Below are 23,453 nucleotides of genomic sequence, written 5' to 3' on the forward strand. Positions count from 1 at the left end.
GCCGGTTTCTGGTCCACAGGTCGCCCGCCGCTCGCCTGCGCACGAGGATCGTTCGCGCACATCGATTACGGCTTTCCGACAGGTTCATCGTCGGATGCTTTGAGATTTAAAGCCTGCGTTTAAAGCAGCAATCAACGCGACAAACTTCGCGACAAACATCGCGGCAAAGCATGCAGCAACCAACACGCTGACTCGATAAAGCGAGCGTAAAAACAGCGCTGGCCGTGGACCGAAGCCGCGACTATAGCGGAAATGATTTTTATCTGCCGTCGATCCCGACCAGAAGTGGCAAATCATGGAGTTGCAGTGAAATTTGTGGCTTTTAGGGGCATTTTTCGCCGTTTTTTGCGCACTTTCGCGGCATTCACCCCGACGTGCTGTCACGCGCCTCTGGGCCGCTGCGCCCGCAGCGTCCCAAATCGTTGTTTCCTATGAGGAAACAGGGTTCGCCCTAAGTCATGCGCACGTTTGCCAACGCCGTAAACACAGGAAGGCGAAGCATCCCTGCCCGCCGGCTTTTAGCCAACCCTGACCGACCCAGCAGACGATGACCCTCACCAAGAAACTCCGCTCGATGATCGCGATCCTCTGGATCGGCCTGCTCCTGATCGTTGCCTTCGGCGCATGGCAAAGCCGCGACGGCATGATTCGCGAGCGGCGCGCGCAACTCACCACGCTCGTCGACGAAGCGACCAGCATCGCCAACTATTACTACGGACTGTCGCAGCACAACGTCCTGCCCGAAGCCGATGCGCAAAAGCAGGCGCTCGCGGTGATCGGCTCGATCCGCTACGGCAAGGACGGTTATCTGAGCATCAACAATTCGCAGGCCGTGATGCTGATGCATCCGATCAAGCCTGAACTGAACGGCAAGGAACTATCGGGTTTCACCGATCCGGCCGGCAAACACGTCTTCACCGCGCTGTCCGAAGCGGCCAATCAGCCAGGCGGCGGTTTCGTCGATTACCTCTGGGCCAAGCCGGGCCACAGCGAGCCGGTGCCGAAACTGAGCTTCGGCAACCGCTTCGCGCCGTGGGACTGGGTGATCGTCACCGGCATGTATATGGACGATGTGAGCGCGGCGTTCTACAGCAGCCTCGTGCGCTGGCTGATCGTGACCTTCGTGCTCGGCGGCGCGGCGACGGTCGTGATGGCCTTCGTGGTGAAGAGCGTGCGCGGCAGCATCGGCGGCGAACTGGAAATCGCGGTGGACACGGCCGGGCGCATCGCCGAGGGCGATCTCACTTCGCGCGTCGAAGCGCACGGTGCGAATGCGCAGAGCCTGATGAGCGCGCTCGCGACCATGCAGGGCGCGCTGGTGCAGACGGTCGCGCGCGTGCGCAGCGGCGCGGAAAACATCAACGTGGGCGCCAACGAAATCGCCGCTGGCAACACCGATCTCTCGCAACGCACCGAGGAACAGGCGGCCGCGCTCGTGCAAACCGCCTCGAGCATGGATCAGATGACGGCCAACGTGCGCCAGAACGCCGACAGCGCGCAGCACGCCGCGACGCTGGCCAGCCAGGCCGCCGATGTCGCCACGCGCGGCAGCGTCGTCGTGGATGACGTGGTGCGCACGATGGGCGAGATCACGACCAGTTCGCAGCAGATCGGCGACATCATCGGCGTGATTGACGGCATTGCGTTCCAGACGAATATCCTCGCGCTCAATGCCGCCGTGGAAGCAGCGCGCGCGGGCGAACAGGGACGCGGCTTCGCGGTCGTGGCGGCCGAAGTGCGCAGCCTTGCACAGCGTTCGGCGGCGGCCGCGAAGGAGATCAAGGCGCTGATCGAAAAATCGACGGGCACGGTGACGCAAGGCCAGCAACTCGTGACCAATGCGGGATCGACGATGAGCGAAATCGTGACGTCGGTGCGGCGCGTGCACGAGATTCTGGAGGAGATCAGCAACGCCTCGCGCGAGCAGAGCGCGGGCATCGAGCAGGTGAATCGCGCCGTGGGCGAGATGGATCAGGTGACGCAGCAGAACGCGGCGCTGGTGGAAGAGGCGGCGGCCGCCGCGCATTCGCTCAAGGATCAGGTCACGGGACTGCGCGAGTCGATCGCGAGTTTCAGGCTGCCGGTGGCGGGGTAAGCGCAGATCTCAGGCGTTGCCACGATCCGCCGATGGGGCGTGGCAACCGGCCTACTTGATGAGCTTCATATTGGCCGTCTTCGCGGCTTTCGAATCGAAGGTCACCGTGTATTCACATTGAGCGTCGTGACAACGTCTTTCGATCAGACAATCGGCAAAATCGGCTGACGACCCCGCGTACAGACGTACCGCCTTCCAGACGGTCTCAGCCGCTTCGACGATCAACTCACGCGCGCGCAACACGGTCTCGATCACGTGCACGATCTCATCGCGACCAAGCTCGTAGGCTCGCGCGAGCACCCAGACCGTCTCGACCAAGGCCACCTGCGTGACATAACCGGGTTGTTCTGAAGTCAGCGACTCGATAAGCGCGGTCGCCTTCCTCGCCTGTACTGGATCGTCTTGCGCGAAATAGCGCACGAGAACGTTGGTATCTAGGCCGATCATCGGGACATGCTGCCTTGCAAGGCGATGGCCTCGTTCATGTCTTCGATCGATACCGGCTTGCGCGACTTGCGGACAATGCCTTTAAGCGCCGTCACCGAGCAGGTTGCTGGCACGACTTCGTAGTGCCCGGTTGCTTCGTTGAGCACGAATTCGACCCGGTCGCCTGTTGAGAGACCAAGATGGGTTCGAACGTCGGCAGGGATGGTGATCTGCCCCTTGGATGTCACGGTTGCCGAAGCCATAGTCTTCCTCCGTTGGTGCTCCTTACTCTAAAGTAAGGCGGGTCACGCAGCAATCGGGATGCGTGGCAATCCCCCTTTCTTTGCGCGCAATCAGTTTTCTCGTGCGCCACCGAGTGCCACCAAGCACCGCCAAGCGCCACCTTAAATTTCAATTTAATTACTCTATGTTTACAATAACATTCTGACTATCCGCCCAGCACCACTCGATGATCCGCTCCAGGAAACCGCCGCGCGACCCGCACGCCACTGCGACCCGCCATCCGATGCTGGCGCCGCAGTTGCCCGCCTGGCGCTCGAAACTCGTCGTGTTCATCGTCTTTGCCGCGTTCGCCGCGCTCGCCGGGCGTGCGCTCTGGGTCCAGGTCGTCAATCACGGTTTCTACGTCAAGCAAGGGCAAAAGCGCTATCAGCGCACGCTCGAACTGGACGCCATGCGCGGGCGTATCGTCGATCGCAATGGCGCGCTGCTCGCCGTGAGCCTCGAAACCTTCGAAATCTGGGCCAATCCCAGAGTCCTCGACGAAGCCGCGCACGCGCCGCTCGCCAGACTGCTCGACATGCCGGTCGCCGAACTGCGCCGCCGTCTGCCGCCCGAGCGCTCGTTCGTGCTGCTCAAGCGTCAGGTGGACGCCGAAACCGCCGCCCATATCGATGAAATGGCCACCGGCGGCATCACGCTGATCGCCGACTCCAAACGCTTCTACCCCGAAGGCGAATCGGCCGCGCACGTGGTGGGCTTTACCGACGTCGAGGACAAAGGCCAGGAAGGCGTCGAACTCGCCGCCGACAAACGTCTGCACGGCACGCCTGGCCAGCGCGAAGTGATCCGCGACCGTCTGGGCCGCGTGATCTCCGAGCCGAGCGAGCGCATCCAGCCGCGCAACGGCGACACGGTGCAGCTCACCATCGACCGCCGCGTGCAGCAACTCGCGTATTCGCAACTCAAGGCCGCCGTCGCGAAAAATCATGCGGAGGCCGGCAGCGTCGTGGTGCTCGACGCGCAGAACGGCGACATCCTCGCGCTGGCGAACTGGCCATCGTTCGATCCGAATAATCGCGCGCGCCTCACGGGCCGCCAGTTGCGCAATCGCGCCGTGATCGACACCTTCGAGCCGGGCTCGACGATCAAACCCGTGGTGGCCGCGCTGTCGATGGATCTGCGCAAGGTCAACGCGAACACGATCATCGACACCACGCCGGGCACCTTCCGCATCGGCCCCGCTGTGATTCACGACACCTCGAATCACGGCCGCATGACGGTGTCCGAAGCGATCCAGAAGTCGAGCAATATCGCGCTCGCGAAGATGGCGCTGAATCTGCCCGCGCAGACTATCTGGAACAAGTATCAGGAATACGGTCTGGGCTTGCGGCCCGAAGTGACCTTCCCCGGCGCCGCAGCCGGGCGCGTGCGGCCGTGGGCGCGCTGGCGTCCGGTCGAGCAGGCGACGATGGCGTATGGCTACGGGCTGTCGGCGTCGCTGCTACAGATCGCGCAGGTTTATACGGCCTATGCCGGCGACGGCACGATGTATCCCGCGAAATTGCTGCACGAGAACGGCAACGCATCGGCCGCCACGCAACCGCGCGCGGTCACGACGGCCGCCTCGGCGGCGTCGCTGCGCAACATGCTGGAAATGGCCACGCGCGAAGGCGGCACGGGCCGCGCGGCAAATGTCGAAGGCTATCGCGTGGGCGGCAAGACCGGCACCGCACGCAAACAGATCGGCGCGGGCTATGCGAAGAACCGCTATCGCGCGCTGTTTGTCGGCATGGCGCCGATGAGCGCGCCGCGCGTGATCGTCGCAGTCATGATCGACGATCCGGCGGGCGGATCGTTCTATGGCGGCACGGTGGCCGGGCCGGTGTTTTCGGGCGTCATGCAAGGCACGCTGCAAATGCTGGGCGTGCCGCCCGACGCATAAAAAAGCGCGGCTGAAGGGCCGCGCTTCTTCATCCGAACCCGCAACACTGTTTAGTGATGCTGATAAACCACCGGCTCGGCACGACGTACCGCGGCTGCCGCGCCCGGGCCGCCCGCTTCGCTCGTCTGCGCCGGCTGCGCGCCATAACCGGATTGATTCAGGTCCTGCTGCGGCTGCTGTTGTTGCGCGACCCGCGCTTCGGCGGCGCGCTTCGCCTGCAGGCGAAGCATTGCGGCCTGCACATCGTCGGGATAGTTCACATCGTTGCCCGACGCCGGGCTGTAGCCAACCGATTCCAGATCGACCAGTTCCTGGATCACCTGGGCGCGTGTCAGCGGGCCATTCTGGACGGACTGGACTGATTGGGCGAACGATATCGCCGGAATCACTGCCATCATCGAAACCAGCGCCGTGCGTAGCATTGCGTTCTTCACCGTACTCTCCTGTGGTCTGAACGGACTCGCTGCGCGGGCGATCTGCCGTGCGTCCGGCGAGTCGATGCGACAAGTCTACGCAGCGCCTGCGCACCCAAAAACCGGGCCGCGAGGGGAGGACTGTTCCAGTCTCAGGAAGATTGGTGAGGACTTCTGCCAGAACGCGGCGATGCGGCTCAGATCTGATCGCGCCCGAAAGCCCGCAGGGCGTCGAGATCGGCGACATCCACACGGTTGTACGACAGCGTGACCAGCCCTTCGCGTTCGAGCGTTTGCAAGGCCTGATTGACGCGCTGACGCGATGCGCCCGCCAGCATGCCGATCTCTTCCTGCGAAATCTCCAGCGCGTGGCCGGTCTCGGGATAGAGGTCGGGATTGAACATCTGCGCGAGCGCCTGCGCCACGCGGGCATCGACATCGAGCAGACGGCTGTTCTGGATCAGCCCGATAAACTCGCCCATGCGGTTGTTCAGCTGATGGATCACGAAGCGGTTGAACGGCAGGCTGTTGTCCATGAGCCGATGAAACGTATCGGCGGGCACGGCCATCACCAGCGACGGCTGCAGCGCGATCACGTCGTATTTGCGCGGCTCGCGCTTGATCACGCTGCCTTCGCCGAACCAGCCGCCGTGCGGCACGCCCGAAAACGTGCAGCCGCGTCCCGAAGCATTGAAGATCGCCAGTTTGACGAGTCCGCTGCTCACGCCCAGCCAGTACGCCGATGGCGCTTCGCGCGCTGCCACGATCGCACCCGCCGCGTAGTGCTGCGCATGCGCGCTTTCGAGCACCCAGGCGCGATGCCCTGGCGCGAGCGCACGGAACCACGCGCAGCGCTCGAACAGCGCCGCCAGACGCGCGGCGGCGTCGTTTTCCGGGGGCATAATGGGTGGCTCGTCGGTGTGCATCGCGGCGCTGATCTCGAAGTGAAAAATCCGCTTTTACGCGCCATGTCTGGCTCTGTCGCGCGAACGACAGACTCGGGCGCGCGGCCCTGCTACGGTAGCGGGAATCATACCGACAAATCGTCCGCCAGAAGGCCAGACAGGAGACAGAGCACCATGACGCACCCGTTCGAACAGGGGCTCGCGCCGCGCGAAGCCAATTACGTGCCGCTCACGCCCGTCGATTTCATCGCGCGCGCCGCCGAAGTCTATGGCGATCGCCTGGCGATGGTGCACGGCGACGTGCGCCGCAACTGGCGCGAAACCTACACGCGCACGCGGCGTCTTGCGAGCGCGCTCGAACGCGCCGGCATCGGGCGCGGCGACACCGTCGCGGTGCTGCTTCCCAATATTCCGGCGATGGTCGAGGCGCACTTCGGCGTGCCCATGCTCGGCGCGGTGCTCAACACGCTCAATACGCGTCTCGATGTGGCCACCATGCTCTTCATGCTGCGCCATGGCGAAGCGAAAGTGCTGATCGTCGATACGGAATTCGCGGCGCTCGCGCAACGTGCGGCGCTGGAGTTTCCGCAACTGAAGATCATCAGCGTCGCCGATATCGCGCCCGCCGATGCCGGGCATTTCCCGCGCGCCACCGACTACGAAGCCTTCCTCGAACAAGGCGACCCCGAGTACGCCTGGCGGCCGCCCGCCAACGAATGGGACGCAATCGCGCTGAACTACACCTCGGGCACGACCGGCGATCCGAAGGGCGTGGTCTATCACCATCGCGGCGCGTATCTGAACGCAGTCAGCAACATCCTCGAATGGGATTTGCCGAAGCACGCGGTCTATCTGTGGACGCTGCCGCTCTTTCACTGCAACGGCTGGTGCTTCGCGTGGACCGTGGCGGCGCGCGCGGGCGTGAACGTCTGCCTGCGCAAATTCGACGCGAAGCTCGTGTTCGATCTGATTCGCAGCGAAGCCGTCACGCATTACTGCGGCGCGCCGATCGTGCAAGGCGCACTCGCCGATGCGCCCGCCGACTATCGCGCAGGCATCACGCATACGGTGCGTACGATGGTGGCGGGCGCCCCGCCCGCGCCGGCCGTGATCGCGAAGATGAAAACCATCGGCATCGAACTCACGCACGTGTACGGGCTCACCGAGGTCTATGGCCCGGCATCGGTGTGCGCGGTGCAGGAAAGCTGGAAAACGCTGCCCGATGACGAACAGGCGCGCCTGGCCGCGCGTCAGGGCGTGCGCTATCACCTGCAGAGCGGCATCAGCGTGCGCAATCCGTCGACGATGGAACCCGTGCCCAACGACGGCGAAACGCTCGGCGAAATCATGTTCCGCGGCAACATCTGCATGAAGGGCTATCTGAAGAACGAACGCGCCACCGATGACGCGTTCCGCGGCGGCTGGTTCCATACCGGCGATCTCGGCGTGATGACGCCCGACGGCTACGTGCGCATCACGGATCGCAGCAAGGACATCATCATTTCGGGCGGCGAGAACATTTCGAGCATCGAAGTCGAGGACACGCTGTATCGGCATCCGGCCGTGGCGCTCGCCGCCGTCGTGGCGATGCCCGACGCGAAATGGGGCGAAGTGCCGTGTGCCTTCGTCGAACTACGCCCCGGCGAAAGCGCAACCGCCGAAGAGATCATCGCGCATTGCCGGGGTTTGCTCGCGCATTACAAGGTGCCGCGCGTGGTGAAGTTTGGCGAGTTGCCGCGTACCGCGACGGGCAAAATCCAGAAATACGAGTTGCGTGCGCAAGTGGGTTCTCAGGCTGCAATCGACCTCGGCAAAACACCGGAATCTGGAAAATCGAGCAAATGAAAGGAATATGAATGGAAAATGAATCGTGATTGACATGTTGCGATCACAACCATTCGTATGAGCCAAAGCCAGCCGGGCATGGAATGTAACGCCTCTTGACAACCTGACCCTTTGAAACGCGATGGCAAGGTTCAGAAAGACCCGGTAATCCTTTTCGCATCAAGGCCTAAAGGTTAAATCGGCGATTTCAGGCGTCGGCTGGCTCGAAATGAAAGCTTACAAGTGCTCACGTATTCACCGACTTCCGCCCGATAAGCTTTGATCCATGGCCGAACGCAACGCAGCGCACCATGCACTGCACCAGGCGAATGGCGATCTCGAAGAGGAGGAAAGAACATGAACACGAAGAGCTGGAAGACCCCCGCACGCGCTCTCGCAGCCGCGCTGCTGGCAGGCGGTGCGCTGATGGGTGCCTCGAGCGCCTTCGCCCAGTCTGCGCCTTACGGTCTGCGCGCCGACTCGGCGCCGCATTACGGCGAAGCGCACATGATGCCGGTGGGCGTGCAACTGTCGATCGGCTGGCACGATAACCGTTACTGGGACGGCCACCGCTATTGGGAACACGACGAGTGGATGCACCATCATCCGCACGATGCGGGTCCCCCGCACTACCGCGACGACGATCATCGTCCGCCGCCCCCGCCGCGCTACTGATCGATTGATCGATCAGGCGTGACCGCCGAGGCCGGTCTCTTCCGCAAGGAAAGACCGGCCTCGGCGCATTGTCGGCATGCGCAATGCAATGCGTATGCAAACACCCGATCGGCATCGTATTTCCTTTACTTACTCGACGCGCGCATCGGCGCGATTGAAACCTCTTTTGCCTGATTCGGTATCCGAATCGATTTCAGCCTTGATCCTCAACCGTTCAGGGCGTGTTTGCATTCGCCGCGCTGGAATCCGCGCGCGGCTTGCTGGATGAATCATCGTGCAGAGGGTAATGCAGGGTAATGCAGTCGCGTTGCTTCGTTTGCGCCGTGACGGTAAGGTAATCGGGCGTTTCGTTCCCCGGAGCGCACGGTGTATTCTCATTGCCCCGACCACAACTGGTTGGGGCTTTTTTTTGCGCGCTGGTTTTATGGTCCTTGCGTGCTTTTCTGCACATCTTACGCATCGATGCCACGCGAAGCGACCTGCAAATAAAACGGCCGCGTACCCATGAAAGGCACGCGGCCGCAGCACTTCTGCACATGAATCAATCGATCAGTTTGTTCAGCGTAGCGAATTCGATCAACGCCGCCAGCGACGACACACCGAGCTTATCGAGCACGCGCGTCTTGTAGGTGCTCACGGTCTTGTCGGAAAGACCGAGGCGTGCCGCCACGCCCTTGTTGCTCATGCCGCGCGCAAGATATTGCAGCACCTCGACCTCGCGCGGCGACAACCCGTTGAGCGCCACGTCGCGCCCGCCGCCGCAACTGCCTGCCGGAAAACAGTCGTAGCCGAGCAGCACCGCCTTCACCACGCCACACAGTTCTTCCACGCCGCGGCTTTTGCTCACATAACCGTTCGCGCCCGCGATGCGCGTGTGATTGGCCATGACCTGTTCGGGCTTGGCCGACAACACCAGAATGCGCGTATCGAACGGCTTCGCGCGGATGCCGCGAATGACCGACAGGCCATCGAGCTTCGGCAATTCGAGATCGAGAATAACGAGATCTGGCTGCAAGGCGTGGACGAGACGCAGGCCTTCTTCCCCATCACCGCATTCGCCCACCAGTTCATATTCGGTATGCAGGACGTTGGCGAGCATCTTGAGGACGATCGGATGATCGTCGATAACCACGATGCGCTTCATTTTTTGTTCCATGTTTTCGGGGGCGTGAATTCGGATTGCCTTTCGGCTTGAAAACTACAGCCTGAACGACACACTCCCCTTTTTGCATAGGAAAAATCTGAAACGACGAAGCCCAAGTCGCGGGGGTTAACCCGATGCATCGCGTTATCAACGGGGCGAAACCGATCCATATCGGCTAAATCTCGCCCAAAGCGGCAACCGCTGATTCACGCGGCAACCAGCCGTTTCCTTTCGCTTGCGAGTTTGACGCGCGACAATAAAAGCTGCCCCTGTTCCATCCGCAATCCATCGTTTAACCACCGTTCACGAGAGTCGCACATGAATCAGGCATCGCCCGCCACACCCCAGGACATCGTCGCCGCCGACGCGCTCGAACTTTCGCAATGGATTCGCCTGCGCAAGGTCTCGTGCCGCGAAGTGATGAGCGCTTTCCTCGATCACATCGCGCGCGTCAACACGCCGGCCAATGCGATCGTGTCGCTGCGCGAGCGCGCGGCGCTGCTCAAGGAAGCCGATGAACACGACGCGCAACTCGCGCGCGGCGAATACAAGGGCTGGCTGCACGGCATGCCGCAGGCGCCGAAGGACCTCACGGCCACCGCGGGCATCGCCTCGACGCAAGGCTCGCCGATCTTCCGCGACGAAGTGCCGAAAGCCGACGCCCTGATGGCCGCACGCATGCGCGCGCAAGGCGCGATCTTTATCGGCAAGACCAATTCGCCGGAATTCGGTCTGGGCTCGCATACCTACAACACGGTGTTCGGGACCACGCTCAACGCCTATGACGCCACGCGCAGCGCGGGCGGCAGCAGCGGCGGCACGGCCGTGGCGCTCGCGCTGCGCATGCTGCCCGTGGCCGACGGCAGCGACATGATGGGCTCGCTGCGCAATCCGGCGGGCTGGAACAACGTGTTCGGCTTCCGTCCGTCGCAAGGGCGCGTGCCTTCGGTGCCCGCCGCCGATCTGTTCTACAACCAGCTCGGCTATGCAGGCCCGATGGGCCGCAGCGTCCCCGACATGGCCATGCTGCTGTCGACGCAAGCCGGCTACGACGCGCGCGCGCCGCTCTCCATCGCCCAGGACGGCGCGCAGTTCACGCAACCGCTCGCGCGCGACTTCGGCGGCGCGCGGATCGGCTGGCTCGGCAACTACGACGGCTATCTGCCGATGGAAGACGGCGTGCTCGCGCTCTGCGAAACGGCGCTGAAGGATTTCGGCGCAATCGGCTGCCAGGTCGACGCCGCTCAGCCCGACTATCCGATGGAAAAACTCTGGGATTGCTGGCGCACGCTGCGTCACTTTTCGGTGGCGGGCTCGCTGGGCGCGCTGTATCGCGATCCCGCGAAGCGCGATTTGCTCAAGCCCGAAGCGCAGTGGGAAGTGGAAGGCGGCTTCAGCCTCTCGGGCGAAGACGTGTGGAATGCGTCGGTCGCGCGCAGCCAGTGGTACAACGCGCTGCTCGCGCTGTTCGAGCGCTACGACTATCTCGCGCTGCCGAGCGCCCAACTGTTCCCGTTCGATGCCAGCCAGCCCTGGCCGAAGTCGATCGCGGGCCGCGAGATGGACACCTATCACCGCTGGATGGAAGTGGTGATCGGCGCGAGTCTGGCGGGTTTGCCGGTGGTCAGCGTGCCGGCCGGCTTCAATGCGCAAGGCTTGCCGATGGGTCTGCAGGTGATCGGCAAGCCGCAAGCCGATCTGTCCGTGCTGCAGATTGCGCATGCCTACGATCAGGCAACGCAGTGGGTCAAACGGCGCGTGCCTGCTGCGCTCGCCGCATAACGCTCAAGCCTCAAGCGCGATTTCCTGCGAGGCGCGTACACCGGCGCGCCTCGCCGTCACGACCTCACTTCAGGCCGAAATCCACGCGCGTCGTTGCGCCCTTGTCGTCGATGCCTTTCGCGTCGAGTTTGGGCGCCACCACGAACACGCGACTCGGATCGACCTTGCCTTCAAAATACTGCTGCACCGCCTGCGCGCGCTGTTGCGCGAGATCGCGCAGCGTGGCGTCGTCCACAGGCGCGTGTTCGGCGAGCGCCTGCTTCATGTCGTCCACCGGCATCGACTTCGTGAAGCCAATCATGTTGTGCGGCTTCTTGAAGTCGCCGTCCTTGTACGCCTTGGTCAGATACTTTTCGTATTCCTTCTGATCGACCTTCACCTCGGACGTATCCACGCTTTCGCCGTTGCCCACGGTGTCCTTGACCTTCTGCATGCGCACCAGATGATCGACGTACTGCTCGCGCAGCGCGGGCGTATCCACAGCCGGATCGACGCGGCCGATCAGATCGATCTTGATCGACGGCTTGTCGTCGAGCGCCTTGGCGATGGTGTCGAGCTTCTTGTCGTCGGCGTCGGTGAGTTTGGCCTGGCCCGGTTCGAACTCCACGTAACCCAGTTCCTGCCCGCCGCCGCCGAACGCATTCGCGAGCAGCGAGAACGGCGCCGTCACCGCCTTCGCGACCAGATTCAAAACCGCTTTCCAGATCAAGCCGCCGAGGCTGAACTCCGGGTTCGAGAGCGAACCCGAAACCGGAATATTCACGTCGATCTCGCCACGCCGGTTTTTCAGCAGCGAAATCGCGAGACGCACCGGCAGTTTGGTCGCGGTGTCGTTATCGACGTGATCGCCGAAGGTCAACTGGTCGATGAAGATGTGGTTGTTCGCGGTGAGCTGGTCATCGGCGAGCTGATAGTGCAGATCGACGTTGAGCTTGCCCTTGGTGATCGGATAACCCGCGTACTTGGTCGAATACGGCGTGAGGTTGGTCAGCTCGATATCGTGCGCGCTCGCGGTGAGATCGAGCGAAGGCTTGGCGATCAGCGGATTCACCGTGCCCTTGATCGAGATCGGTCCGTTGGCCGACAGTTTCGCCGATACATCGACCGGCGCGGGCGTGGTCGATTCCGTGCCGAATGCGCCCACCGTGCCCTGGATCTGCACGAGGTCGGCGGTGTAATTCGGCTTGATGAAGTTGTCGGTGTAGTTCACGCGGCCGGCCTGCAACACCAGTTGGCCGAAGTGCAGGCGCACCGGTTTCGACGGCGGCTGCGCCGCGGTCACAGTGGTCGCGCTCGAAGCCGGCACCGGCGCCGACGCCATTTCCGGCGCGCTCGCGGCCTGCGGCGTGAGCGGCACCGGCTCGCGGCCGCCGCGCTGCCCGGCGCTGGTGTCGCGCGTGAGCGATTGCGCTTCGCCGCTCTGGTGCGCCACCACGTCCTTGAGGTTGAGCTTGCCTTGCGCGTCCAGCAACACGCGGCCGTAGAAGCCCGCGAAGGTCACGCGGCTCGCGTCGACATCGGTGCCGCGCGCGTCGTCGTAGGTGGCCTTGAGGTTGCTCAGCGCGAGCGAGCGCCAGCCCGCGAACGGATCGGACGTGGCCTTGTCGAGCATGCGCACATCCACCAGCGCCACGTCGCCGCGATAGTTCGCCTTGAGCGCCTTGCCCTGCTCAACCGCCAGTTGCCCCTTCATATTGAGCAGCGCGCTGGCGATCACGGCATTCAACTGATTGCCGAAATACGGCTCGAAAGCCGCGGCGTCGAGCCGGTTCGCGTCGATCTTCAGTTGCGCCTTGAGCGGCGTCGGGTTCACATCGCCGTCGAGCGCCAGCGTGCCTTTGCGGTTGACCGTCGCCTTCAGTTCGATGGGCAGCGCGTGGCGCATATCGTCGCTGATCTGCTGGACCTTGAGGTCGAGCGGCGCGATCGCCAGTTTCACCGGGCGCTGCGTGGAGCTATCCGTGAAGTTGACCGAACCGCCGTTCACGCTGACGCTATCGATCTTGTAGTGCCACGCCGGGCCTTCCTTGACCGACTTCTGCGCCGCGTGAATCGCCGAGCGCTGCGGCGCGGCTTCATGGCCGCCCGCCAGCTTCATCAAGTCGATATCGCCGTTTTTCAGACGCTCGGCGTTCACCGCGAGGCCGTTCGCTTCCACCGATGCAATCTGCGCCGTGCGCGCCGCCAGATCGACCTGCGTAAGCTGCACCGTGCCCTTCGCGAGCGCGACGGCAGGCGTTTTGGCGCCGCGCGCGGCGATCTTGATCGCGTCGAGCCCGATCGTGCTTGCGCCCACCTGCACGGCGGCCGGCGACTTCGCCCAATCGGCCGTCACGGTCGAATCGAGCGTGAGCTTGCCGTCGACGATCTGCGCGGCCATCGCGTTGTCGAGATACGGCTGCATCGGCGGCAGCGGCAAGGCACGCAAGGCGATCTTCGCATCGGCGTGCTTCGCGGCCATGCCGAAGTTGCCCGAGACCTGCGCCGCGCCGCCGTCCTGCGTGCTCAAGGCGAGCGTGTATGGCGCGGGCGCTTTCGCCGTGGTCGAGAAGTTTGCAAGCGTCGCGGCTACGTTGCTCAAGGTCTGATCGACGGGCTTCGATGCGGCTTCGTCGTGCACGTGGAGCGTGCCGTCGGTCACTGCCAACTGGCGGATCGAGAGATCGAGCGGCGGCGCCTTTTCCGCGACTTCGGCCTTCACTGCGGACGCCGCCGATGCCACGGCAGCCGCCGAAGCGCTCACCACCGGCTTGCCTTTGGCATCGGCCGGCGTTTCTGCTTTCGCCGCCGGCGCGCCCACGAGTTTTTCGACGCTCAGCACGCCGGCCTTGTCGCGCGCGAGCCAGACGGTCGGCGCATCCAGGCGAATCGTGTCGAAGCGATAAACGTTGCCAAACGGTTCGAGCGACGCCGCCGCGACATGCAGCCCGCGCGCACCGAAGAGCGGCGCGTTGGCGTTGTCGGTTGCATCGATATCGTCGAGGTCCGTCGTGCCCGAAACGCGCAGCGTCGGCTTCTCGCCCGACATCACGAAATCAAGCTTCAGATTGGTCGACAGCTTGCCGCTCTTGAGCGCGATGGGCAGCCTGGTCGGCGCATAGGTCAGCAGCTTCGGCACGTCGAGAGCGGTCAGACGCAACTCGACTTCCGACTCGCGCGAAGCCGCGAACGGCTTGGTCTTACCGTCGATCGCGAGCGTGCTCGCGCCGTCGATACGCGCACGCAGCAGCGGCTCGACGAAGATGTCGGTTTTCGACGCCAGCGTGGCGATAAACGGAATCCCCAGCGTCCAGCGGTCGATCACGTGCTTCTCGTTGAGCAGGCGATCGTCGAACGTGATCTGACCGTTTTCGATGCGGATATTCGACACCGAAAATTGCGCGGGCTTGCTGCTGGGCTGGGCGGACGGCTTCGAGAATTTATCGATCAGATCCGAAAAATTGAAACGCTGCGCGTCGAGCCGCACGATGGTCACGCGCGGCGAATCGAGCCGCACTTCATCGACGATCGGCGCCATGCGAAAGAGCGACGACCACGACGGCTTCACCACCAGCCGCTCGACATCGAAGAACTCGCCCTGAGCGCCGCGCTCGCCGATATGCACGCGATCCGCTTCGAGCCGCAAGGTGTAGGGATTCAGCGCGATGCGCGCAATCGTGACGGGACGGTCGAGCTGCTGGCTCAACTGCTGCTCGGCGATATGGCGAATGAGCGGCGGCGCGGCGAAGAAACCGAGCAGGCCGAACACCACGAGAAAGATGACGAGACCCGTGAAGATCTTGCGGGTACGCGGCGCACGCGCGGCGGCGCGCACCGATTGCAATGAAGTAGTCAGCGTTGCTTTGTTGAGGCTTGCCATGCTTGCTGGCCAGTGACGCGGCGACAGGTTCGCCGCGGATGGTGGAACGGCTTGGGCTGTGCCCTGCTGAATTCGACAGACAGATGGGCCCGACTGCCCCGAAGTATAGGCCCGATGGCGCGATACGCGGCTGTAAAACGCCGGGGAAATCGACAGGAAATGACAGATGGGAGCGCGCCGCAGAACGCCGCGCGCGGAAGAAACGCAGCGGCGGGATGCGCCGCTGCGTTCAGACTTTACGACTTTGATTCAACTTACTGACGCTCGACCGCGGCCGGTTGCCAGCTGCCGTCGGTGGCCTGCGGCTTCGGCGCGTACATGCGCAGCACGAGGCGGAAATCGCCCTTCGGCGCCGGCACCCAGTTGCTGCCGCCACGCGCACGCTCGGCGCTCACATGCACGTCGATGGAACCATCGCGATTGCGGCGCGCGCCGTTGCGATCGCCAAACGCGATACGCACGGGCGCATCGCCATCGAGCGCGCCATCGGTCGTGTAGGCCGTGATCGACCAGAAGCCGCGCACCGGCGGCAACCGCTTGGCGCTGAAGTGAATCACATAGCGATTCGCGCCGTTGAGCGCGTGACCGTCGCTGTCCTGCGCGACGCGCGCGCGCACTTCGTCGCGGCTGGTCGGCAGACCCGGCGACGCCCACGCCGCGTAGGCGCGCAGCGCATAGTCGGGGCCGTAGTTGCCCGCATCGTCGCCGATCCAGAGCCAGCCGTTACCCGCCAGCAGGTTCGACGGCGGCGTGGCGACGCGCGTGCGGCCATCGGCGAGACCCGCGTTCACCATCGCCATATCCTTGCTGCCCGACGGCAGTTGCGCGCCATCGCCCGGATGCACGCCGATATCGCCGAGGATCTTCAGCGCGTGCTGGTCGTCGGGCACCGGCGCGTTGTCTTCCAGCGCGAGCGCGAGGCGGTTGAAGTAGCCATTGGCGTCGAGCGCCGCGACCCGCGCGGCGGGCGCGCCGGTTTCGACCGGATCGCCGCTCAGACCCGCGCCGGATTGAGCGTCGGCCTGCGCCGCGCGCTTGCCGTGCGCGTCCCACGCGGCCAGCGGCGCCACGCGCAGACCGCGCTGCAGACGGCGCACCGCGTTCAGATCGGCGCCCCCGCGCGTCTGGATACGGGCGATGAACCACGCATAACGCGTGCTCACGTCGATGCGTTTCACGCGCGCGGGCAGCGTGCCCTTCCAGCCGGCCGGGACGAACGCAATCGTTTGCGCCTTCAGACCGTTCACGCGCTCGTTGGCGGGCGTTGCCGTCGACCAGAGCACGTTGGTCCACATGTCGAGCGCGCGCGCATCCATGTAGCGGCCATGCGTATCGGGCAGCGAGATCAGCACCGGTTCATTGCCGAGATCGAGCCAGCCGGTCGAAACGAGCGTATCGAGATTGGGTTCGGGCGGGCTGGACGCGCCGACGGGCGGCAGCGACTGCGCGTTACGCAGCGTGTTCGACGCGGCCTGGCCGGGCGCGCTGCCGGTGGCGGCTTCGCGCGAGACGTCCATCAGCACGAGCGGATAGGCGAACACGTAGGAGTCGGACACTTCGTCCTTGACCCAGCCGTTGCTGTTTTTGGGTGCTGCACCCTCGGGCGCGGACGCGCATCCGGCGATGAGGGCCACGCCCGCCAGAGCGGCGCAGGCGCGTAAAAAGGGCATAGTGCAACGTTTTGTTGTCATTTGTTGGTTCTGTACGAAGCGGGCGGTCCATGGGTGACGTCGACCGGCCTCCGGCAAAACGCGCCAGCCCCCCCAAGGGCTGTTGGTCCAGTGCGCGCAGCGGGGCCAATGCCGCCGGTCGCTATCGTATCGCCCACAAAAGACTAAGAAAAGCCTGACGGAGGCAATTGTTCGTTACGGGGGGCGGGGGGGAATCGCTGGCTCGACTCGAAAGGGCCCAAATAGCCCCTTGACCTTCCCATGATGGGAACGTAGATACTGCTTCCTATCGAATCAGATCGCGTTTGCACATCATGAACGAACCCCTTATTGCCGAAAGCGTGGGCCAGGCGGCCCGCAGCGTGGCGGAACTCGACATCGGCGGCATGACCTGCACGTCGTGCGCGATGCGTGTTGAAAAGGCGCTGGCGAAGGTGCCGGGCGTCGCGCGCGTGAGCGTCAATCTCGCCACGGAAAAAGCCACCGTCGAAGCCGCAGCCGATGCCGCCAGCACCGCCGCGCTCACTTCTCAACTCGTCGCTGCCGTCGAAAAGGCCGGCTACGAAGCCACGCCGGTCGCAGCGCCGGAATCCGCATCGCTATCCAGCGACCCCGCCGACACCGCGAACTTCGCGATCGGCGGCATGACCTGCTCGGCCTGCTCGAATCGCGTCGAAAAGGTGCTCTCGCGCGTGCCGGGCGTCGCGAGCGCCAGCGTGAACCTCGCGACCGAAGAAGCATCGGTGCGCCTGAACGCGCCGCTCGACGCCGAGACCCGCGAGCGCCTCGTCGCCGCCGTCCGGAAAGCGGGCTACGAAGCCACGCCCATCGTCAAGGACGCCCCTCCCGCGGCCACGGACGATCAACCGGACGCCGCCGCCCCGTCGCGCGCCGAAATCGCCGAAGCCACCGCGCGCCGCGAACTGCGCGCCGTGCTGATCGCCGCCGTGCTCAGCGCGCCGCTCGTCGTGCCGATGTTCGGTCACTGGCTCGGCCTGCACTGGATGCTGCCCGCCGCCGCGCAGTTCGTGCTCGCGTCCATCGTGCAGTTCGGCTTTGGCGCGCGCTTCTACCGCGCCGCCTGGAAGGCCGTGCGCGCGTTCGCGGGCAATATGGATCTGCTGGTCGCGCTCGGCACCTCGGCGGCCTGGGGCGTGAGCGTCTACGCGATGCTCGCGCATCCCGGCGAGAGCGCGCATCTGTACTTCGAGGCTTCGGCGGTCGTCATCACGCTGGTGCGCTTCGGCAAGTGGCTCGAAGCGCGCGCGAAGCGCCAGACCACCGACGCCATCCGCGCCCTCAACGCCTTGCGCCCCGAGCGCGCGCGCATTCGCGAACACGGCGTCGAGCGCGATGTGCCGCTCGCCCAGGTGCGCGTCGGCGCGATCGTGGTGGTGCGTCCCGGCGAGCGTCTGCCGACCGACGGCGTCGTGCTCGAAGGCCGCAGCCATATCGACGAATCGCTGATCACCGGCGAAAGCCTGCCAGTGCCGAAGTCGCCCGACGACTCCGTCACCGCCGGTTCGATCAACGGCGAAGGGCTGCTGGCCGTGCGCACGACCGCCATCGGCGCGGAAACGACGCTTGCGCGCATCATCCGCCTCGTCGAAAACGCGCAGGCGGAGAAAGCGCCGATCCAGCGTCTCGTCGATCGCGTGAGCGCCGTGTTCGTGCCCGCGATCCTCGTGATCGCGACGCTCACGCTGGGCGGCTGGCTGCTCGCGGGCGCGTCTGCGGAAACCGCGATTCTCAACGCGGTGGCCGTGCTGGTGATCGCCTGCCCGTGCGCGCTCGGCCTCGCCACGCCCGCCGCGATCATGGCGGGCACCGGCGTGGCCGCGCGTCACGGCGTACTCATCAAGGATGCCGAAGCACTCGAAACCGCGCACGACGTAGGCGTCGTGGCCTTCGACAAGACCGGCACGCTCACGCTCGGCCAGCCGTCGCTCGCCGCGTTCGAAGCCGCGCAACACATCGCACGCTCCGATGCGCTCGCGCTCGCCGCCGCCGTCCAGCAGCACAGCGATCACCCGCTCGCGAAAGCCGTGGTGAATGCGTTCGAGGCGCAGGCGCACGGCGCCGCACTGCCCGCCGCATCCGAGGCGCGCGCCGTGCCCGGCCGTGGCGTGGAAGCCGAGGTCGATGGCCGCCGTCTCGCCATCGGCAGCGCGCGCTGGCTTGCGGAACTGCAACTCGCGGTCGCGCCCGAACTCGCCGATCGCGCGAAGGCGCTCGAAGCGCAAGGCAACACCGTTTCGTGGCTGATGGACACGCACGCGAACGCCGTGCTCGCCCTGCTCGCCTTCGGCGACACCGTGAAGCCCACCGCACGCGACGCCATCGCGCGATTGAAGGCGATGGGCATCCGCAGCGTGCTCGTGACCGGCGATAACGCAGGCAGCGCGCAGGCCGTGGCCGCGCAACTCGGCATCGACGAAGTGCACGCGCAGGTGCTGCCCGACGACAAGGCGCGCACCGTGCGCGATCTGAAGATCCGCACCGGCGCGATCGTGGCGATGGCCGGCGACGGCATCAACGACGCGCCCGCGCTCGCCGCCGCCGATATCGGCATCGCCATGGCCACCGGCACCGACGTTGCCATGCACGCCGCCGGCATCACGCTGATGCGCGGCGATCCGGCGCTCGTGGCCGCCGCCATCGACATCTCGCGGCGCACGTGGCGCAAGATCCAGCAGAACCTGTTCTGGGCCTTCATCTACAACCTGATCGGTATTCCGCTCGCGGCCTTTGGTCTGCTGAATCCGATGATCGCGGGCGCGGCGATGGCATTTTCGAGCGTGAGCGTCGTGACCAATGCGCTGCTGCTGCGCACCTGGCGCGATCGTCCCGATCGTTCATAACGTCGCCTTTATATGGCGCGGCATTTCATATGCAGCGCCATTTCCTATATTTTCACGCACCACAAAATAATATTTCAGCGTGCGAAATATTCGACACGCTATCGCGCTTTTCACGCATCGATCCAGCGCAATCCCTTACGCATCAACGTACCCAGATCGCACCCCATATCGGCGCTCGCGCGTATTCATACGCAAACGTTGGCGCTTTTTTTCTGCACCCCTCAAGGATCGCTAAAGCTGGCCGTAATCCGTATGCCAGCGCTTCGAAAGCGCCAGTTCCCGGCATCATTTCTTCAGGAACCGCTTCAATGATTTCATTCGTCCAGCGACGCACCAGTGTGGGTGTGCGTCTCGCGCTGCTTTCGTGCGTGATCGTCGCGGCGATCTTTATCGCATTTACGCTAGCCATCACCCATAGCGCCGCCACTCAGGTCGGCGAACAGGTGCGCGCGCGTATCGCCGAAAAGGATCGCTCGGTCGCGTCCACCATCGCGCTGATCGACAGTGCGCTCGACGCCGAAGTCGATCGCTCGATGACGCTGTTCGCCAGCTTCCTGCCCGGCGACTTCGCGCTCGATCCGACGCAGACCGTCGATATCGGCGGCAAGGCCACGCCAACTTTCAAAGTGGGCGATCGTGTGCTGAACCTCGATTTTTCGATTCCCGATCAATTCCTCGCGCGCAGCGGCGCCATCGCGACCGTGTTCGCCCGCACCGGCGACGACTTCGTGCGCGTGACCACCTCGCTCAAGAAGCAGGACGGCTCGCGAGCGATCGGCACGCTGCTCGACCGCAAAGGTCCGGCCTACGCGCCGATTCTCGACGGCCGCAGCTACTCGGGTCTCGCGCAGTTGTTCGGCAAGCAGTACATCACCGAATACAAGCCCATTACCGATGCCAGCGGCAAGGTGATCGGCGCGCTCTTCGTGGGCGTGGACGTGGACAAGCAGATCGGCGCGATCAAGAGCGAGATCGGCAAACTGAAGCTGGGCGACACCGGCTATTACTTCGTGATGGACGCCTCGAACGGCTCGGCACGCGGCAATTTCCTCGTGCATCCGGCCGCCGTCGGCCAGCATTTCGATGATGCCAACGCGCCCTACTCGCGCATGCTCGACGCGCACGAAGGCACCTTCGATTACAGCAGCGCCGACGCCACGCTCGGCGAGCGCGACGCGCACGCCAAGCTCGTGTCGTTCGTGAGCGTGCCGCAATGGCAGTGGCTGGTGGGCGGCGTGGTGCCGCGCGACGAGATCATGGCCGAAGTGAACACCACGCGTAACGACTTCGCGGCGATCGGCTTCGCGCTGGTCGTGCTGTTCGCGGCGCTGTCGATCTACGCGGCGCGGCGCATGGTGAGCCAGCCGCTCGACGCCGCCGCGCACGCCGCCGGGCAACTCGCGGCGGGCGACCTGACGGTGCGCATCGGCGCGGCGCAAGCGACGCACGCAGCAGGCCCGGCGAGCGCGCAAGGCGCCGACGAAATCGGCCGTCTGACCCAGGCCATCGACGGCATCGGCGTGGGTCTCGCGCAGATCGTTTCGCAGGTGCGCGGCGCGAGTGCGCAGATGAGCGACGACACCGCGCGCATCGCCGAAAGCAGCGGCGAGATCGCCGAGCGTATCGCCAGCCAGGCCAGCAGCCTCGAAGAGACGGCGGCGAGCATGGAAGAGATCACCTCGACGGTGCAGCAGAACGCCGATCACGCCCAGCGCGCCAATAACGTGGTGACGGGCGCAGCGGACGCGGCGCTCGACGGCGGACGCGCGGTCGAACGCGTGGTCGCGACGATGCAGGACATCAGCCGCGCCTCGCAGAAGATCACCGACATCACCAGCGTGATCGACGGCATCGCGTTCCAGACCAACATCCTCGCGCTCAATGCGGCCGTGGAAGCCGCGCGTGCGGGCGAGCACGGCAAGGGCTTCGCGGTGGTCGCGAGCGAAGTGCGCGCGCTCGCACAGCGCAGCGCGGCGGCGGCGCGCGAGATCGCGGCGCTGATTTCGGAATCGTCGGCGACAGTGGATACGGGTTACCGCATCGCGGGCGAAGCGAGCACGACGATGCGCGACATCGTCACGCGCGTGGAGGAAGTGCGCGCGATCATCGCCGAAATCAGCGTGGCGTCGCGCGAGCAGTCGGGCGGCATCGAGCAGGTCAACATCGCGGTCTCGCAGATCGGCGAGGCCACGCAGCAGAGCGCCGTGCTGGTCGGCGACGCCGAGCGTGCCGCCGCGGCGCTTTCGGATCAGGCCGCCACGCTCGCGCAACTGGTCAGCGTGTTCAAGCTGCGCGGCGAGCGGTAAAACGAAACGCGGTCGGTCAACGCACAAGGGCGCTTGAGGTCACTCAAGCGCCCTTTTTACTTCGTGTCGCGCGTTACTGGATGATCGTCGCGCTTTGCACCAGCGATTTGACGAGCTTGGCCGCGCCCGCATCCATCGCTTCGGCCGTCAGTTCGCGGCGGATCTCTTCCTTCACTTCGCTGTACGGCTGCACCTTCATCGCGCGCTTGTCCTCGAGCTTCACGACGACCCACGCCTGGCCCGAACGCACCGGCTGCGGCGCGACCGCGCCCACCTTGAGTTGAGCGAGCGCACGCGCGAAATCCACCGGCACGCCATGCGTGTTGCCTTCCTTGACCGGCGTTCTGAAGCTGACCCACGGCATTTCGCCGCCGTTCGCCTTCGACGGCACCATGCTGTAATCGCGCGCCAGCGCATCGAACGGCTGGCCCGCTTTGGCCTTCGAAATCACATCCTGCGCAAGCTTCTGGTCGGCGACCACGATCACCTGCGGTTTGAATTCGAACTTGCCGAGTTCCACATTCGTGGTGTCGTAGCGCGCGCGGATTTCGCGTTCCGTCGGCGCCGGTACGTGCACGTTGTCCTGCATCCACGCGCGAATCACGAGATCGGTCTTGTCCGTGCCGGATGCCTGGACGATTTCCGGACGCTGATCGTAGTGCGCGCTGACGGCCTGCTGGCGCATCACTTCGCGCACGATCAACTGCTCCTTGAGCGCCTTGCGCAGCTTGGGCGAGTCGGTGGCGTCCTGGTTGCGGCTGATCACTGCCTGCACGGCACTATCGAGCGCCGATTGCGGAATCTGCACGCCGTTGACCACGGCCATCGCGCCGGCGGGCAAGGTCTGCGACGCGCCCGACGTCGCTCCTGCGGCCGGCGTGGCCGAAGCGGCTGGCGTAGGCAGCGCCTGAGCGAACGTGGGCAACGCGGTGACAAGCAGCGCCGACGCGCACAGCGCACGGAAAAGCGGGGACATACGGAACATCAGATTCGACTCCAGAAGAGGAAGGGCCAGCGGCCCGCGCCCGGCATTATCGCTTGTGCGGGGTCGTGGATGCGAAATGCGACGGTGAGCCGGTTCGGGTGGCGCGCTGCAAGCGCCGTGGGATGGGGTGTTGGCGGGTTCGCGGGCGGAGGGCGGGATGGGGGTTATGCACAGAGTTGCCAACAAAATCTGTGGATATCTTTTAAACATTGCGCCCCCTCCTGCGCCCCCGCAACATAGATCAACGTTTCCGAACTGCCACGCTCCGCGGCGCGACACCACGCTCCAGCCGCGACACAGCGGCGCTACCCGTCCGCCGCCCT

16 protein-coding genes are annotated in these 23,453 nt (G+C 64.7%); 7 read left to right on the forward strand and 9 right to left on the reverse strand.

Going from position 1 to position 23,453, the window contains the following annotated elements; genetic code table 11:
* Positions 1-84: 84 nt before the first annotated feature.
* Positions 85-384 carry a hypothetical protein gene (locus U5A67_RS36080; RefSeq protein ID WP_205987566.1) on the reverse strand — a complete coding sequence of 100 codons (300 nt, stop codon included), beginning with the start codon at positions 382-384 and terminating at the stop codon, positions 85-87.
* 163 nt (positions 385-547) lie between these two features.
* Here U5A67_RS36080 and U5A67_RS36085 point away from each other — a divergent pair, with 163 nt between their 5' ends.
* Positions 548-2,095, forward strand: a complete 1,548-nt coding sequence (locus tag U5A67_RS36085) for a methyl-accepting chemotaxis protein (protein ID WP_205987565.1) — start codon at positions 548-550, stop codon at positions 2,093-2,095.
* 51 nt (positions 2,096-2,146) lie between these two features.
* Here U5A67_RS36085 and U5A67_RS36090 read toward each other — a convergent pair whose 3' ends face one another.
* Both U5A67_RS36090 and U5A67_RS36095 read right to left on the reverse strand, forming a co-directional pair.
* Entirely contained in the window at positions 2,147-2,542 is a 396-nt protein-coding gene (locus U5A67_RS36090; protein WP_321818078.1) for a type II toxin-antitoxin system VapC family toxin, read from the reverse strand.
* Entirely contained in the window at positions 2,539-2,784 is a 246-nt protein-coding gene (locus U5A67_RS36095; protein WP_205987555.1) for an AbrB/MazE/SpoVT family DNA-binding domain-containing protein, read from the reverse strand. Before U5A67_RS36095 ends, U5A67_RS36090 begins: the two co-directional genes overlap by 4 nt.
* Before the next feature lie 206 nt (positions 2,785-2,990).
* On the opposite strand from U5A67_RS36095, the gene U5A67_RS36100 reads away from it, so the two are divergent.
* Complete coding sequence (locus U5A67_RS36100; RefSeq protein WP_321818079.1) at positions 2,991-4,706, forward strand: penicillin-binding protein 2; 1,716 nt, start codon at positions 2,991-2,993, stop codon at positions 4,704-4,706.
* A 50-nt stretch (positions 4,707-4,756) separates the two neighbouring features.
* Here U5A67_RS36100 and U5A67_RS36105 read toward each other — a convergent pair whose 3' ends face one another.
* The gene (locus U5A67_RS36105) at positions 4,757-5,128 is read right to left on the reverse strand and encodes a DUF4148 domain-containing protein (protein WP_321818124.1); all 372 of its coding nucleotides are present in this window, start codon (positions 5,126-5,128) and stop codon (positions 4,757-4,759) included.
* A gap of 188 nt (positions 5,129-5,316) precedes the next feature.
* Positions 5,317-6,045 (reverse strand): Crp/Fnr family transcriptional regulator, encoded by a 729-nt coding sequence (locus U5A67_RS36110; RefSeq protein WP_205987547.1) that lies wholly within the window; start codon positions 6,043-6,045, stop codon positions 5,317-5,319.
* A gap of 153 nt (positions 6,046-6,198) precedes the next feature.
* On the opposite strand from U5A67_RS36110, the gene U5A67_RS36115 reads away from it, so the two are divergent.
* Together U5A67_RS36115 and U5A67_RS36120 are read left to right on the forward strand one after the other, a co-directional pair.
* Complete coding sequence (locus U5A67_RS36115; protein ID WP_321818080.1) at positions 6,199-7,869, forward strand: acyl-CoA synthetase; 1,671 nt, start codon at positions 6,199-6,201, stop codon at positions 7,867-7,869.
* Between the two features lie 336 nt (positions 7,870-8,205).
* Positions 8,206-8,523 (forward strand): hypothetical protein, encoded by a 318-nt coding sequence (locus tag U5A67_RS36120; protein WP_205987541.1) that lies wholly within the window; start codon positions 8,206-8,208, stop codon positions 8,521-8,523.
* A 541-nt stretch (positions 8,524-9,064) separates the two neighbouring features.
* Here the strand turns inward: U5A67_RS36120 and U5A67_RS36125 are convergent.
* Positions 9,065-9,667 carry a response regulator transcription factor gene (locus U5A67_RS36125; protein ID WP_205987538.1) on the reverse strand — a complete coding sequence of 201 codons (603 nt, stop codon included), beginning with the start codon at positions 9,665-9,667 and terminating at the stop codon, positions 9,065-9,067.
* Positions 9,668-9,985: 318 nt separating this feature from the next.
* On the opposite strand from U5A67_RS36125, the gene U5A67_RS36130 reads away from it, so the two are divergent.
* A complete protein-coding gene (locus U5A67_RS36130; RefSeq protein WP_321818081.1) occupies positions 9,986-11,449 on the forward strand; it encodes an amidase in 1,464 nt (487 codons plus the stop codon).
* A gap of 64 nt (positions 11,450-11,513) precedes the next feature.
* Here U5A67_RS36130 and U5A67_RS36135 read toward each other — a convergent pair whose 3' ends face one another.
* Complete coding sequence (locus tag U5A67_RS36135; RefSeq protein ID WP_321818082.1) at positions 11,514-15,308, reverse strand: DUF748 domain-containing protein; 3,795 nt, start codon at positions 15,306-15,308, stop codon at positions 11,514-11,516.
* Positions 15,309-15,562: 254 nt separating this feature from the next.
* Positions 15,563-16,978 carry a DUF1254 domain-containing protein gene (locus U5A67_RS36140; RefSeq protein ID WP_321818083.1) on the reverse strand — a complete coding sequence of 472 codons (1,416 nt, stop codon included), beginning with the start codon at positions 16,976-16,978 and terminating at the stop codon, positions 15,563-15,565.
* A 314-nt stretch (positions 16,979-17,292) separates the two neighbouring features.
* On the opposite strand from U5A67_RS36140, the gene U5A67_RS36145 reads away from it, so the two are divergent.
* Positions 17,293-19,839, forward strand: coding sequence for a heavy metal translocating P-type ATPase (locus tag U5A67_RS36145; protein WP_321818084.1), 2,547 nt, complete (start codon positions 17,293-17,295; stop codon positions 19,837-19,839).
* 308 nt (positions 19,840-20,147) lie between these two features.
* On the forward strand, positions 20,148-22,145 hold the full coding sequence (locus tag U5A67_RS36150; protein WP_321818085.1) for a Cache 3/Cache 2 fusion domain-containing protein: 1,998 nt from the start codon (positions 20,148-20,150) through the stop codon (positions 22,143-22,145).
* A gap of 73 nt (positions 22,146-22,218) precedes the next feature.
* On the opposite strand, the gene U5A67_RS36155 is transcribed toward U5A67_RS36150, so the two are convergent.
* Positions 22,219-23,130: a peptidyl-prolyl cis-trans isomerase gene (locus U5A67_RS36155; protein ID WP_321818086.1), complete on the reverse strand. Its 912-nt coding sequence runs from the start codon at positions 23,128-23,130 to the stop codon at positions 22,219-22,221.
* Positions 23,131-23,453 lie beyond the last annotated feature (323 nt).

It is taken from the genome of Paraburkholderia sp. J69-1 (genome assembly GCF_905220255.1).
In the GTDB taxonomy this organism is placed as follows: Bacteria; Pseudomonadota; Gammaproteobacteria; order Burkholderiales; family Burkholderiaceae; genus Paraburkholderia.

What these genes read in the sequence shown, in the direction of transcription:
- U5A67_RS36085 (WP_205987565.1), top strand. Translation starts at nt 548, where the DNA reads ATGACCCTCACCAAGAAACTCCGCTCGATGATCGCGATCCTCTGGATC.
- U5A67_RS36090 (WP_321818078.1), bottom strand. Translation starts at nt 2,542, where the DNA reads ATGATCGGCCTAGATACCAACGTTCTCGTGCGCTATTTCGCGCAAGAC.
- U5A67_RS36095 (WP_205987555.1), bottom strand. Translation starts at nt 2,784, where the DNA reads ATGGCTTCGGCAACCGTGACATCCAAGGGGCAGATCACCATCCCTGCC.
- U5A67_RS36100 (WP_321818079.1), top strand. Translation starts at nt 2,991, where the DNA reads ATGATCCGCTCCAGGAAACCGCCGCGCGACCCGCACGCCACTGCGACC.
- U5A67_RS36105 (WP_321818124.1), bottom strand. Translation starts at nt 5,128, where the DNA reads ATGCTACGCACGGCGCTGGTTTCGATGATGGCAGTGATTCCGGCGATA.
- U5A67_RS36110 (WP_205987547.1), bottom strand. Translation starts at nt 6,045, where the DNA reads ATGCACACCGACGAGCCACCCATTATGCCCCCGGAAAACGACGCCGCC.
- U5A67_RS36115 (WP_321818080.1), top strand. Translation starts at nt 6,199, where the DNA reads ATGACGCACCCGTTCGAACAGGGGCTCGCGCCGCGCGAAGCCAATTAC.
- U5A67_RS36120 (WP_205987541.1), top strand. Translation starts at nt 8,206, where the DNA reads ATGAACACGAAGAGCTGGAAGACCCCCGCACGCGCTCTCGCAGCCGCG.
- U5A67_RS36125 (WP_205987538.1), bottom strand. Translation starts at nt 9,667, where the DNA reads ATGAAGCGCATCGTGGTTATCGACGATCATCCGATCGTCCTCAAGATG.
- U5A67_RS36130 (WP_321818081.1), top strand. Translation starts at nt 9,986, where the DNA reads ATGAATCAGGCATCGCCCGCCACACCCCAGGACATCGTCGCCGCCGAC.
- U5A67_RS36135 (WP_321818082.1), bottom strand. Translation starts at nt 15,308, where the DNA reads ATGGCAAGCCTCAACAAAGCAACGCTGACTACTTCATTGCAATCGGTG.
- U5A67_RS36140 (WP_321818083.1), bottom strand. Translation starts at nt 16,978, where the DNA reads ATGCCCTTTTTACGCGCCTGCGCCGCTCTGGCGGGCGTGGCCCTCATC.
- U5A67_RS36145 (WP_321818084.1), top strand. Translation starts at nt 17,293, where the DNA reads ATGAACGAACCCCTTATTGCCGAAAGCGTGGGCCAGGCGGCCCGCAGC.
- U5A67_RS36150 (WP_321818085.1), top strand. Translation starts at nt 20,148, where the DNA reads ATGATTTCATTCGTCCAGCGACGCACCAGTGTGGGTGTGCGTCTCGCG.
- U5A67_RS36155 (WP_321818086.1), bottom strand. Translation starts at nt 23,130, where the DNA reads ATGTTCCGTATGTCCCCGCTTTTCCGTGCGCTGTGCGCGTCGGCGCTG.